Genomic DNA, 12795 nt, shown 5'->3' with positions numbered 1-12795 from the left:
TTTTTGGCTTTGAGGCTTGAGTGGTGGAATGACCTGATGCATTTTTTTGGTGGCGCGACTGCAACCCGTGAGATCTGAATGGTTGCTATTGCTCTGTGGTTGTACTTATTTGTTAAAGAACAAGCTGTCCACAATAACCTTAAATTACCTCTTTAATTTTATGAAGCACCGTTTCCACTGGGATACTTTGCATGGAGTCCTCATAACCCTCTGGGAATTTATTACCATAAACCGAGGTTGGGATAAGTGGATATTGTCCTCTATTGGCAACCAATTGGTGCTCGTTGGGCTGATTAAAGGGGGTGAATCCAGCATACGGGTGCGTCACGCCCCATAATGTAACCACAGGCACGTTGTACAATGCCGCTAAATGTCCGTTACCACTGTCCATAGAAAGCATTAGGTCTAGGTTGGATAAAAGCGTGAGTTCTGTTTCAAAATTGAATTTACCTGCTACATTGGTTACATTCTCAAACTGGTTTTCCCACGTGTCCAAGAACTGTTCTTCTTTTTTTCCACCGCCAAATAGGAATATTTTATACAGATTGTCTTCGTTTAAATTGTACACCACTTCCTTCATCAGCTCTAATGGATACATTTTACTTTTATAGGCCGCAAACGGAGCGATCCCTATCATTTTTTTTGTGTGCTTGCCAATGAGGTCGTGCAGTTGTGGGGTGAGTTCTTTTTTTGGAGGATACACGTGAGTAGTTAAATACAACGGAAAACCTAGGGCTTCAAAAACATCAGCGTACCGTTGATGGGTGCTTTTTAGCCTTTTTAATTGTTCAGGATTTTTGGTGAGGGCTTTCTTTTCTGCCCTTCCCTTGTCTATAGTTTCGGTCTTAATCCCTCTCAAGGAAAAATAACCAGTAAGTATTTTTGAACGGATTACATTATGTAGGTCGGCCACAGCATCAACACCCAGGGTTTTAGCTTCTTTTGCCAACTTCAACAAACCGAAACCTTTATGTGTGCCGTACACATCTGCCTCTAAAAACTGAAGGTTTTTAATATCCCTGAACAACGGCTTATAAAACGCTCTCGAAACCACCGTGAGCTTAACTTCTGGATAGGTTTGTGAAAAAACGCGAAGTACAGGGACGGTCATCGCCACATCTCCTAAAGCGGAGAGACGGACGACGAGGATGTGTCTGGGGGTTTTCAAATTGAAATTTTATAACTATTGGGAAATACACACCCCTCAATCCCCTCTTTCTAGAGGGGAGGTTAGGTTATTTTTTTCTTAGAACAGGGTTCAGCTCATCGTCATTGTACATCTTCATTTGTTTATAAACCTTCATGTACTTGCGTCCGTGCGCAATATCGTCCAAGAGTTGGTCTATAGCGGTACTCAAATCTGTACGTTGTTCCAAGAGTACATTTAATTTCTTCTGGCAGGCCTCCCTGTGTTCCAGAGTGGCGTCTTCACGAGTGGCTTCCTCGTTCATGTGGTAAATCTTCAAAGCTAAAATGGAAAGCCTATCCACACCCCAAGCAGGGCTTTCGGTGTTGATGGTTGCATCGTTGTTAGGCACAACATCTTCGTACTTTTTAAGGAAGTAACTGTCTATGTACTCCACCATATCTGTCCTATCCTGGTTGCTGGCATCAATTTTTCTTTTCAATGCTAGTGCAGCAACGGGATCTATATTTGGGTCACGGATAATATCTTCGTAGTGCCATTGCACTGTGTCTATCCAGCACTTTCTATATAGTAGGTGCTCTAGAAGTTCGTCTTCTTTACTATATGGATTGCTAAACGGTTGGTTTACATCGTCTTTCTCGTGATATTTTACAATGGCCTCTAAAAATATCTTGTTTGCTTTTTGGCTAAAAATCATAGTTTTTCATTTTTTCTTCCCCTCTAAAAAGAGGGGTGGATTTAGGAATACGAAGTATTTCTAAATTCGGGGTGTGTATTTATGCTTTTAAATTTTTCTTCAAAATTATGAATATAATCCTCAATAACCCGAATTACATTATCAATGTCGTTCCAAATCTGGTTATCCGAAAATCTCAATACTGAAACTCCCAGGTCTTTACGCCGTTTTGTTTTTACCTGGTCTTTTTCCCACGTTTCAGCAATTTGGTGGGAGTAACCATCGCATTCAATGGCCAGTTTCAATTTGTTACAGAAAAAATCCACAATATATTCATCAATTGGCTTTTGTCTATGAAAATCGTAACCCCTCATTCGTTTGCTCTTCAAGTATTTCCATATTTTTATTTCAGCCTTCGTGGAATTGTTTCGGTGCTGTCGGGCCAATTCTTTAAGTTTGGGGTTGTAGTAGATTTTCATTGATTACCCGTTTATTCATTTTAAATTGTTTTTACACACTCCGTCTTTTAACTTCTGGGAAGCTAAAAGCCCCCCTCTTTCTTGAGGGGAGATCTCTCATTACCTTTTTTCCAATATATGCAAAAACTCTGTAGTTTCTGTGGCTTTGTGGTTTCTGTTTTCTGTCTTGTCCGCTTTAAAACGCTGGTAGTTGGTTGTTTTTAAACTGTAGTGGCCAAACTTTAGCATAGCTTTCTCAACTTCTTTTTGGCTCATTAGCCCCTCGTTATTATAGCTCAAGAAAATGTATTTAAAGTTAGCATTTTCCAACAATTCTGTAAAGCTCTTTAACACTTCTCCTTTTTTACAGTAATCGCTTCTATAGTATTCGCGCAGGCCTGTTTTTCCCTTGGGCTGAAAGGTGTCGTATTTTGCAATGGTATTGAGCAGGTGGTAATTTGCACCGTATTGACGTGCGTTGTAGGGTGGATCCATATATAGTATGTCTCCTTCAATAGTATGTATGAGTTTATTGGCATCTTGCTGAAATACCTCATGATGGGTTTCCGTTTCAGTAAAAATGGCAGGCATTAATATAAGGGGCTTTGTTGCAGATTTTTTAATCTTTTTGAGATACGCACCATATACCGAAGCGGTGTTGGCAACCTTATCGGCACTTTCCAGTAGCGATGCCAACAGGAAATAATAGATGTTTTCTGAAATTTCCTTTTTGCTTTTCCAAGTTGCAATCTGTTGACGGATGGCGTCTATCTTTTGTCCGTTTTCAGCAGAAAAATACATTCTTCCTGCATTTCCTCCCTGTGCATAATTCTGAAAGATAAACCCTTTTTTTCCAGGCAGGTCATTGAGTGCGCCAATGTATTTTTGGGACTCAAAATGTTGGGTGTTCTCGATATAATTACGGTTTAGTACGTAGCTATAAAATTCTACATCGTTGGCAATTACTTTTTTCACATATGGCTTAAACGTCCTGCCCACGATGCCCGTACCCGCAAAGAGATCGCAAAAGGTGACGTACTCCAAATCCCCCGTCACCGAAGTAATGGTCTGGAACAAAAAATTGGAAAGTTTGTTTTTGGAGCCTATGTAGTTCATTCGTGTACCCAAATAATATCACTCAACGCCGTCTCATCGTTTGCAAAAGTAAGGGTTTGTAATTGTGCCTGCGAGAAGTTGTGTATGTATTTTGAAATCTCTTTGTTGAATCCTAAAAGGTTGGCCTTTAATCTCCAATGGGCCCCGTCCTTGGCGTGCACCACTACAAAGAGCCTGTTCTTTAAATGAAACCTTTTTTGTGCACTCTGGTGTTTGTAAAGCCAGTACAGCAACTCCTTTTTATGTTGCTTGGCATACTGGAGGTCCTGAGGGAACATTTTTGGAAAGACCGATGTTTTATGGTCGAAGGGAATGTTCTGTATGTAAAAATCCTTTTCGGAATCTCTCCTGTCACTTACTTTCTTAACTCCTTCCTTTTGGGCGAATATCTGTTCTACCCCCACAGCACTCCAAAAGTTAAACCAGCGGTTTGCAGCATAATCGAACAATTTTCCTTTGTCTAAATTTTCGGCAACTATTACTTGTTGCATACGCTCCAGCAATGTTTCCCAACGCAATATTTCATAGATAAATGCCGTGTGGGCATCCCAAATATCGTTCTGCTTTTGCCCCCACCTGTAGCGGTACGGCAACCTTTTTTGTAATTCGGATTGTATTTGGCCCAAGGTATATTCCATCATACAAACAATAGGGCTATGGGTAGGAGCACAAACGCCCATAACAGCATTTCCTTGAACAAAATATCTTTTAATCTCTCAATATAATTGGTGGCTACTATTGAAAGAGGTGCGTATAGAAAAAGTAACTCGGCACCTGTTTTTATAGGACCTAAAAACAGCATTGCCATTGAGGTGATTACCACGAAAGTAATCAGCCTATAGTTTTGCTGGAGTTTTTTGGGCATTGAAGAAAATTTTAACACCCTTAATACCATCGTCCAGACCAGTAACGTTGCAATAAATGCCACGGGCAGCAACACATTGGCCTTGTTGTAAGTGCCAAAATCAAATTGCAGTGGCGGTATCCAGTCCAAGAACCAAGTGACACTGTCAAACATCAACAAGTGTGCTGTAACCCACAATATAAGTACTGCAAAAACCCCTGCTAATGGAATAAACAGCATCCTAAAACTGGCGACGTTACTTCGCGAGATAACCCAATACAACGGTGCAAAAAAAAGAACGCTCCAAAACTGGAATAGCATTGCAATGGTGATATAAAATGAGGCGTCGAAAATCTTTTTCTCTATGTTTTTTTCAGAAGTTAGGCTAGCCATCCTGCGAAGCGCCAACAATAGGAACACATTGGCAAATATGATATTAGCGCTGGTAAAAACGACGGGCAACATAGCAACAAGACCACTAAAGATAAAGACCCCAAAAGTATTGTGGCCCGTAAGATTGTTTTTTCTAATGATGAAATCCAATAGCAACATAGCAAACACCAACACTAGCCAAAATCCTCCTTTTGTAAGTATTTCCTGAAATGTTAAAACATCTGGTATTTCTATAAAAAAGGAGGGAAAAACTGCAAATAAGAGATAAACACCACAAATTATGAAATTGATAGGGCTAGATTTACCAAAAAAGTTTGTGAGCATGGTTGCTGTTTTCTACTTTTGCAAGATAAATATACAATTATGACTTTTAAAGAAGTTTTTGAAGGGATACAAGCATTTACCGAAAACGTGCTTTTTGCACCCCTGGAATTCCTACGATTGGGAACCGATAGCTGGACCCTTAGCAATATTGTGAACTGGCTATTGATGGTTATTGGCTTTGTAGCCTTTATCTACTGGATGGGACAACTAAAAAAATACAACGAGAACAACGAAGAAGACCGCAGCCAGACCTCACACGGGTATTTGGGCGACATTCCAAATGCTCCTCGGGATTAAGCATTTTTAATTATAGGTCAAACCCTATATCGGTCCTAAAATAGATCTTATCAAAATGTAGTTTTGCTATGTTTTGGTAAGATTTTTTTAGTGCCTTTTTGTAATCTTCCCCAAGGGCAGTAATGGCCATTACCCTTCCGCCGTTAGTAACCAATTTACCTTCTCTTTGTGCTGTTCCTGCGTGAAAAACAATAGCGTCTTTTATAGTCTCTACACCTTTGATTTCCTTTCCTTTTTCGTACGCTTCTGGATAGCCGCCGGACACAGCCATAACAGTTGTAGCCGCTCTTTTATCTAGTTCCAGCGAAATGCTATCTAATCTTTGCTGAAATGTAGCCTCCAGCAAGCTTACTAAATCTGTTTTTATTCTAGGTAGGACCACTTCGGTCTCTGGATCGCCCATGCGTACATTGTATTCTATTACGTAAGGCTCGTCCCCAACCTTAATCAACCCAATAAAAATGAAGCCTTTATAATCTATTTGTTCTTCTGTAAGCCCTTTTACCGTAGGTTTTACGATTCGCTCTTCGATCTTTTCCATCAAGGTTTCATTGGCGAAGGGAACTGGGGAAATAGCGCCCATCCCTCCTGTATTCAATCCTTTATCCCCTTCGCCTATACGCTTGTAATCTTTTGCTGTAGGTAGTATTTTATAATTTTTTCCGTCTGTCAACACAAAAACGCTCAGTTCTATCCCGTCAAGAAATTCCTCTATTACTACGGTTGTACTCGCATCACCAAACTTACCGCTCAACATAGCTTCCAGTTCGGTTTTGGCCTCTTCTAAATCGTTTATGATCAACACTCCTTTTCCAGCCGCGAGTCCATCCGCCTTCAACACATAAGGTGGTTGTAGGGTTTCTAAAAATTCTTTTCCGGCCGCTACGCTTTCGGAAGTAAAGCTTGCATAGGCTGCTGTTGGGATATTGTGCTGTAGCATAAACTCCTTGGCACGTTCCTTACTGCCTTCCAATAAAGCCCCTCTCTTTGATGGGCCTATTAGCATAACCCCCTGCAAGGCTTCCTCTTCAGCAAAATAATTGGCAATACCATTTACCAATGGGTCTTCGGGCCCTACTACCACCATCTGTATCTGGTTGGCAACCACAGCCGCTTGGATGGCTTCAAAGTCGGTTACTTGTATCTGGAGATTGGTAGCTATAGCCGCTGTTCCTGCATTTCCCGGAGCTACAAATAGTTTGTTGCACTGCTCGCTCTGTGCAATTTTGTAGGCAAATGTATGTTCGCGGCCACCGGAGCCTAAGATAAGGATGTTCATAGTACTGAATGTTGGTTTTTTGAACTGTAAAAATAGGGATTTCACCATACAGTTTCGCTACATTTGTAAGACAAAACACCTAAATTTTCAATTTGAATTTGTTCGATTTTACGTTGCGCATCAAAGGGTTTCCCATAGCGGAAGCTAGAAAACGTTTGAAAGAAATCCAGCAAATTCCTGAAGCCTCTTTTACAGATTATATTGAAAATGCCAAAGCCGAAATTGTACAGCACCACCTTACCAATACTCCTTTCTACAAACAATTTTTAGATAGTACCGATGTTTCAGCGTGGGAGCGTATTCCCATACTTCGGAAAAAAGACCTTCAAATTCCTTTGAGTGATCGGCTATCCAAAGATTTCAGCTTAAAAAAAGTATATACAGGTAAAACCTCGGGAAGTAGCGGTACGCCACTGCACTATGCAAAGGATCATTTTTGCCATGCGCTCACCTGGGCGGGCATCATGGATAGGTTTGGGTGGTATGGGATAGATTTCAACACGTCTTTCCAAGCGCGGTTTTATGGTATCCCGCTAGAGTTTAAAGGCTATCAAAAAGAACGGTTGAAGGATCGTTTCAGCAATAGATATCGTTTTCCTATTTTCGATCTTTCTGAAGAAAAACTGGAATCGTTCCTTAGGGTTTTCAGAAGAAAAAAGTTCGATTACATAAACGGTCACACCAGCTCTATTGTACTTTTTGCAAAATTCCTCCAGCGAAAAAACCTAGTCCTGAGCCAAGTATGTCCCTCCTTAAAAACCTGCATCGTTACTAGCGAGATGCTGTTCCCGGACGACAAAAAATTACTTGAAAAACAATTAGGGGTCTCCGTTGTAAATGAGTATGGTGCCAGTGAACTGGATCTATTGGCGTTTACAAACACTAAAGGGCAATTTCAATGCAATAGCGAGTCTGTTTTTTTTGAAATTGTAGATGAAGATGGGAAGTCCGTTCCCTATGGAGTTCCCGGAACCATTTTAGTGACCATGCTGTACAATAAAGCACATCCTTTTATTAGGTACGAGGTAGGTGATCTGGGGGTGCTGGATAAAACCTCAACTCCCAAAAAACCTATCTTAAAGCAATTATTGGGGCGTGCGAATGATAATGCAATACTTACCAACGGAACCACTGTACCTGGGCATACATTTTACTACGTAGCCAAGAGCGCTATGGGCGAAAACAGTATTGTGCAGGAATTTGTGATGGAACAACAAACCTTAGAGAACTTTAGCCTTACCTATGTTGCCGAACGCGATCTGGATACCACAGAAATAGATATGCTACAAAAAGCTTTGGACACCTATTTGGGCGTAAGTGTAAAACTTTCCTGCAAGCGTGTGGAGATGTTGGACAGGAGCCACCGGGGCAAATTAAAACAATTTATATCGCACCTATAATGAAGCCAAAATCTATTTTGCTGGTTAGCAATTATTATCCTCCGGAGCAAGGTGCAGCACCCAATAGGATACAGGTATTGGCACGTGCATTGCAACAAAGCGGATATGCAGTACAGGTGGTTTGCCCGTTGCCCAATTATCCCTCGGGCAAGGTGTTCCCGTCTTTTAAAGGGAAGTTATACCACAAAACCGTAGAGGATAGTATTACAGTACATAGGCTATGGCTATGGCCCAGTAAAAGTGCCAATAAATTTATACGCTTGTTGAGCATGCTCTCCTTTGCTAAAAGCCTTGCGCTATTTTTTATACTAAAACGTATCCCGAGATTGGTTTTTGTACAATATTCTCCTGTATTTGTAGGCTTCACAGGAGTTTTTTGGAGTTGGTTGTTCGGCAAGAAAACTATTTTGAACGTATCTGATCTTTGGCCCTTGGCGGGATTGGAAATGGGTTTGTTAAAAAAGGGGGGGTACTACTCGCTCCTCGAGAAAATGGAGCAATTCTGTTACCGAAAGTCTGATATGATTTTGGGGCAATCTGAAGAAATAGTGCACCACATTAACCATAAAATCCAGGATTCCAACCTTTTTTTATACCGAAATTTTCCAGATTTCCCACCACCTGAAATTATGTCAAAGCCTCCTTCGACCCCTATAAAGATTGTGTATGCGGGCTTATTGGGTGTGGCGCAAGGACTTTCAACCATACTCAAGAATATTAACATCCCAGAGCAAGTGGAATTTCATATTTACGGAGACGGTCCAGATGCTGAAACACTTATATCTCCTGACAATTTAAAGTTGGTCTATCACGGTTCGCTCACGAGAGAGGAGCTTCATAAAGAACTACGGCTCTATGACGTAGCATTTATCCCATTGGTACAGCGTATTTACGGTTCGGTACCTTCAAAGGTGTTTGAATATGCCCGGCTGGGGCTCCCATTATTATATATGGCTGGAGGCGAAGGAAGTAATTTGGTGCAGCAGCATCGCTTGGGTTGGACAATCCCTGCCTGTGACTACAATGCTTTACAGCAATTTCTCAATAACTTATCTGTTACTAAGATTGAAAAGTTTCAGAAAAAAACCATCCAGAAAAATGCTGTTGAAGCATTCGATTTCAAACTTCAGTTTAAAGCCTTCAAAAAAGAGATAGAGAGACTTTAATACGCTTTTTCTTCGCCACGAATGGCATTGAAAATGGTCTGGAATACAATCTTTATATCTAAGAACAGGGACCAATTTTCAAGATAAAAGATATCGTACTTCACACGGTTAATTATGTGGTTATCATCTTCTACCTCGCCCCTGTAGCCACTTACTTGTGCTAGGCCTGTAATGCCCGGCTTGATAAAATGGCGCACCATAAACTTATCTATACGTTCGGCATACATATGTGTGTGACTCACCATATGTGGACGCGGTCCTACTACACTCATGTCGCCTTTTAGCACGTTGATAAACTGTGGCAGCTCGTCGATGCTGGTCTTGCGTATAATACGCCCAATCTTGGTCACTCGCGGATCGTTTTTTCTAATTTGGTGCAAATCTGCCATAGGATTAGGGCGCATAGAACGATATTTATAACAGTTGAATTCTTTATAATCCAAGCCGTTGCGTTTCTGCTTAAAGAACACGGGGCCTTTGGATTCTAACTTGATTAGTACCGCCAAGATAGGGGTGAGCCAAGAAAGTATCCCCACTATAACGAATACGGATAATAGTACATCGAAAGACCGTTTGATAAATTGATTGAAGGGCTCATCAATAGGGATCTTGCGCATAGAGAGTATAGGCAAAACGCCATAGTAATCAAAATCCAGCTTCTTGCTGTAAATCTCTTTATTGTCCGGTAGAAATTTAAGTACTTTCAGGTTGTTATCTGCAAAATCTATTAGCTTTGTGAGTTGCTTGTTGCTCAATTGACCTATGGAGCTGTAAATTTCATCCACGCCGTTCTCATTAATATAATCGAAACAACTGTCCAGATTTTGTTCTGGATTTTTAATGTCGAAGATTTCTTGGAGCTTGTAGCCGTATTCTGGATTTTGGTTAAAAAACATACGGAGCTGGTCTGTCTTTTTATTGAGACCTATAATTACCACTTTCCTAGAGTTCCCCCCAAAACGGGAGCGGTATTTTTTAAGGATAAAAAAGATGGTGAATTTTAAAGCGGTGATGCACGCAAAAACAGTAAGGATATACTTAATCACCAACAGGTAACCTATCTGCAGATCGTTGTAAAAACCAAAAAAGGAAAACACAATCAAGAAAAACACAATGCTCTGTTTCCCTATGAGTGACATGATTTTTGAAACGTGGGTAAACCTATAGATTTCATAGAAATTGGATTTCAATGAAAGAATGATCCACCCCAGCAACACATACACGATATACTGAAAATATAAAAGCTTATCCTGAAAGAAATAGAAGGCCCATGCAAAGATAATGGTGAGATCCATTGCATAGGAAAGTGGTCTCAAGAACCCAGAATATCTGCCGCTTCTAAATATCATTACACCCTATTGTGTTTGGTGAAGTCCTTGTGCTCGCTCTTAAAGAGTTCTTCCTTGGAGAGTCCCTTGAAATATTCGAAGGTTTTTCTCATTCCTTCGCTCCTGGACACCTTTGGTTCCCAACCCAGAATCTCCCTTGCTTTGTCTATGTTGGGCTGGCGCTGTAAAGGATCGTCCTTGGGCAGCTCTTTAAAAATAACCTTTTGCTGTGTGCCGGTGAGTTTAATAATTTCTTCGGCAAAATCTAGAATGGTGATCTCATCGGGGTTTCCAATATTCACGGGATACGCGTAATCGCTTAACAGTAATTTGTAAAGACCATTTACTTGGTCGTCTACATAACAAAAGGAACGTGTTTGCTGGCCATCACCAAAAACAGTTAAATCCTCACCTCTAAGCGCTTGACCAATAAATGCAGGTATTACCCTACCATCGTTCAATCGCATCCGTGGGCCGTAGGTATTAAAAATCCTTGCGATACGGGTTTCCAGACCATGGAACCTGTGATACGCCATGGTAATGCTTTCCTGAAAGCGTTTTGCTTCGTCATAGACGCCTCTTGGGCCAATGGTATTTACATTTCCGTAGTATTCTTCACTCTGTGGATGCACCAAAGGATCTCCATATACTTCGGAAGTAGAAGCGATAAGTATCCTTGCCCCCTTTTCCTTTGCCAAACCCAAGAGGTTGTGTGTTCCCAACGAACCTACTTTTAAGGTTTGAATGGGAATCTTTAGATAATCTATTGGGCTTGCGGGTGATGCAAAATGAAGGATATAATCCACCTGTCCGGGCACGTGTACAAACTTGGTAACATCGTGGTGGTAAAACTCAAAATGTTCTTCTTCAAATAGATGCTCTATGTTCTTCAGGTCGCCCGTAATAAGGTTGTCCATTCCCACTACACGATACCCTTCTGCCATAAATTTATCGCAAAGGTGTGAACCTAAAAAGCCTGCTGCGCCAGTAATGAGAACTCTTTTCAAAATTTGCTGTTTTATTATTTTGCTGTTTTTCTTCCTATGGAATAGTACGTAAATCCTTCAGCCTGCATATCTTCAACATTGTAGAGGTTTCTACCGTCAAAGATGACTGGCTGGGATAAAAGTTGCTTTAGTTTTTGATAATTCGGGGTACGGAATATGCTCCATTCGGTACAGATTACAAGGGCATCAGCTCCTTGCAGTGCATCATACATGGCGTTGGCATAGTTGAGCTTGTTGCCAAATTGCTTTTTAATATTGGGCATTGCTTCTGGATCGAACACAGTGAGTGTTGCGCCTTTTTCCAACAGGGCGTTCATTACATCAATAGAGGGTGCTTCGCGAATATCGTCGGTTTCAGGTTTAAAGGCCAATCCCCAAATAGCGATTTTTTTCCCTTTGAGGTCATTGTTAAAATACCCTTCAATTTTTGGGAGCAAGATGGTTTTCTGCCTTTTGTTCACTTCAATCACTGAATCCAAAATCTTGAACTCAAAATCCTCGTCCCTTCCTGCTTTTTGTAATGCCTTAACATCTTTTGGAAAGCATGATCCTCCATATCCAATCCCTGGGAACAGAAAACGTTTCCCAATGCGGCTATCGGTACCCATCCCTACACGCACCTTATCTACATCTGCACCTACTTTTTCACAGTAGTTGGCAATCTCGTTCATAAAGGTAATCTTAGCGGCAAGGAAAGAGTTTGCTGCATATTTGGTGAGCTCTGCACTTTTTTCGTCCATGATGATAATAGGGTTACCGGAGCGCACGAAAGGAGCGTACAGTTTTTGCATAAGTGCTGTAGCTCGCTCACTGCTGGAACCTACCACGATACGCTCTGGTTTCAGAAAATCGTCCACGGCAAAACCCTCCCGAAGGAATTCTGGGTTGGAAACCACATCGAACTCGCACTGGGCATTTTTGGCGATGGTGGCGTAAACCTTTTCAGCGGTGCCCACGGGTACGGTACTTTTGTCAATGATTACTTTGTATTCTTTTATTTTCTGGCCAATTTCTTCGGAAACGTTCAATACGTAACTAAGGTCTGCAGAGCCATCCTCATCTTCAGGGGTAGGAAGGGCGAGAAATACAAGTTGCCCGTGCTCTAGGCCTTCATCCAGTGAAGTGGTAAAGGTGAGCCTTCCTGCTTCTATGTTACGCTCGAAGAGGACGTCCAAATGGGGTTCATAAATGGGAACGACACCATTTTTCATTTTTTCAACTTTTTCGGCATCAATATCTACGCACACTACTTCGTTACCGGTTTCGGCCAAGCAGGTGCCTGTAACCAAGCCTACGTATCCTGTTCCTATTACTGTAATTTTCATCTAACTAATTTTTCAGAACTACTATTTCTGTTCAA

General features: G+C 41.2%; 13 protein-coding genes. 3 read left to right on the top strand and 10 right to left on the bottom strand.

Annotated features, from left to right (window positions below):
* Nucleotides 1-139: 139 nt before the first annotated feature.
* From C8D94_RS02030 to C8D94_RS02005, 6 genes are all read right to left on the bottom strand, one after another.
* Nucleotides 140-1168, bottom strand: a complete 1029-nt coding sequence (locus C8D94_RS02030; RefSeq protein ID WP_245946165.1) for a glycosyltransferase family 9 protein — start codon at nt 1166-1168, stop codon at nt 140-142.
* A gap of 67 nt (nt 1169-1235) precedes the next feature.
* Complete coding sequence (locus tag C8D94_RS02025) at nt 1236-1841, bottom strand: DUF4254 domain-containing protein (RefSeq protein ID WP_115122992.1); 606 nt, start codon at nt 1839-1841, stop codon at nt 1236-1238.
* Nucleotides 1842-1885: 44 nt separating this feature from the next.
* On the bottom strand, nt 1886-2302 hold the full coding sequence (locus tag C8D94_RS02020; protein ID WP_115122233.1) for an endonuclease domain-containing protein: 417 nt from the start codon (nt 2300-2302) through the stop codon (nt 1886-1888).
* A gap of 99 nt (nt 2303-2401) precedes the next feature.
* Nucleotides 2402-3397 carry a DNA adenine methylase gene (locus tag C8D94_RS02015; protein WP_115122232.1) on the bottom strand — a complete coding sequence of 332 codons (996 nt, stop codon included), beginning with the start codon at nt 3395-3397 and terminating at the stop codon, nt 2402-2404.
* Entirely contained in the window at nt 3394-4038 is a 645-nt protein-coding gene (locus C8D94_RS02010) for a hypothetical protein (RefSeq protein WP_115122231.1), read from the bottom strand. Before C8D94_RS02010 ends, C8D94_RS02015 begins: the two co-directional genes overlap by 4 nt.
* A complete protein-coding gene (locus C8D94_RS02005; protein ID WP_115122230.1) occupies nt 4035-4958 on the bottom strand; it encodes a DUF6427 family protein in 924 nt (307 codons plus the stop codon). Before C8D94_RS02005 ends, C8D94_RS02010 begins: the two co-directional genes overlap by 4 nt.
* 39 nt (nt 4959-4997) lie before the next feature.
* On the opposite strand from C8D94_RS02005, the gene C8D94_RS02000 reads away from it, so the two are divergent.
* Complete coding sequence (locus tag C8D94_RS02000; protein WP_115122229.1) at nt 4998-5255, top strand: DUF6341 family protein; 258 nt, start codon at nt 4998-5000, stop codon at nt 5253-5255.
* A gap of 10 nt (nt 5256-5265) precedes the next feature.
* On the opposite strand, the gene purD is transcribed toward C8D94_RS02000, so the two are convergent.
* Complete coding sequence (purD, locus tag C8D94_RS01995) at nt 5266-6534, bottom strand: phosphoribosylamine--glycine ligase (protein WP_115122228.1); 1269 nt, start codon at nt 6532-6534, stop codon at nt 5266-5268.
* A 92-nt stretch (nt 6535-6626) separates the two neighbouring features.
* Here purD and C8D94_RS01990 point away from each other — a divergent pair, with 92 nt between their 5' ends.
* The gene (locus tag C8D94_RS01990) at nt 6627-7934 is read left to right on the top strand and encodes a phenylacetate--CoA ligase family protein (protein ID WP_115122227.1); all 1308 of its coding nucleotides are present in this window, start codon (nt 6627-6629) and stop codon (nt 7932-7934) included.
* Nucleotides 7934-9100 (top strand): glycosyltransferase family 4 protein, encoded by a 1167-nt coding sequence (locus C8D94_RS01985; RefSeq protein ID WP_115122226.1) that lies wholly within the window; start codon nt 7934-7936, stop codon nt 9098-9100. The genes C8D94_RS01990 and C8D94_RS01985 overlap by 1 nt, the downstream gene beginning before the upstream one ends.
* Here C8D94_RS01985 and C8D94_RS01980 read toward each other — a convergent pair.
* The 3 genes from C8D94_RS01980 to C8D94_RS01970 are packed head-to-tail and all read right to left on the bottom strand — an operon-like array spanning nt 9097 to nt 12760.
* The gene (locus C8D94_RS01980) at nt 9097-10449 is read right to left on the bottom strand and encodes an exopolysaccharide biosynthesis polyprenyl glycosylphosphotransferase (protein WP_115122225.1); all 1353 of its coding nucleotides are present in this window, start codon (nt 10447-10449) and stop codon (nt 9097-9099) included. The genes C8D94_RS01985 and C8D94_RS01980 overlap by 4 nt on opposite strands.
* On the bottom strand, nt 10449-11435 hold the full coding sequence (locus tag C8D94_RS01975) for a UDP-glucuronic acid decarboxylase family protein (RefSeq protein WP_115122224.1): 987 nt from the start codon (nt 11433-11435) through the stop codon (nt 10449-10451). The genes C8D94_RS01980 and C8D94_RS01975 overlap by 1 nt, the downstream gene beginning before the upstream one ends.
* A gap of 14 nt (nt 11436-11449) precedes the next feature.
* Nucleotides 11450-12760, bottom strand: coding sequence for a UDP-glucose dehydrogenase family protein (locus C8D94_RS01970; RefSeq protein WP_115122223.1), 1311 nt, complete (start codon nt 12758-12760; stop codon nt 11450-11452).
* Nucleotides 12761-12795: the final 35 nt, after the last annotated feature.

The sequence above is a fragment of the Marinirhabdus gelatinilytica genome (assembly GCF_003353425.1).
Classification (GTDB): domain Bacteria; phylum Bacteroidota; class Bacteroidia; order Flavobacteriales; family Flavobacteriaceae; genus Marinirhabdus; species Marinirhabdus gelatinilytica.
The sequence above is the reverse complement of the archived record's forward strand: the minus strand, read 5'-3'. Positions and strand labels throughout refer to the sequence as shown.

Excerpts from the sequence above, each read along its gene's own strand:
- C8D94_RS02020 (WP_115122233.1), bottom strand. The coding sequence starts at position 2,302 with ATGAAAATCTACTACAACCCCAAACTTAAAGAATTGGCCCGACAGCAC.
- C8D94_RS02015 (WP_115122232.1), bottom strand. The coding sequence starts at position 3,397 with ATGAACTACATAGGCTCCAAAAACAAACTTTCCAATTTTTTGTTCCAG.
- C8D94_RS02010 (WP_115122231.1), bottom strand. The coding sequence starts at position 4,038 with ATGATGGAATATACCTTGGGCCAAATACAATCCGAATTACAAAAAAGG.
- C8D94_RS02005 (WP_115122230.1), bottom strand. The coding sequence starts at position 4,958 with ATGCTCACAAACTTTTTTGGTAAATCTAGCCCTATCAATTTCATAATT.
- C8D94_RS02000 (WP_115122229.1), top strand. The coding sequence starts at position 4,998 with ATGACTTTTAAAGAAGTTTTTGAAGGGATACAAGCATTTACCGAAAAC.
- purD (WP_115122228.1), bottom strand. The coding sequence starts at position 6,534 with ATGAACATCCTTATCTTAGGCTCCGGTGGCCGCGAACATACATTTGCC.
- C8D94_RS01985 (WP_115122226.1), top strand. The coding sequence starts at position 7,934 with ATGAAGCCAAAATCTATTTTGCTGGTTAGCAATTATTATCCTCCGGAG.
- C8D94_RS01980 (WP_115122225.1), bottom strand. The coding sequence starts at position 10,449 with ATGATATTTAGAAGCGGCAGATATTCTGGGTTCTTGAGACCACTTTCC.
- C8D94_RS01970 (WP_115122223.1), bottom strand. The coding sequence starts at position 12,760 with ATGAAAATTACAGTAATAGGAACAGGATACGTAGGCTTGGTTACAGGC.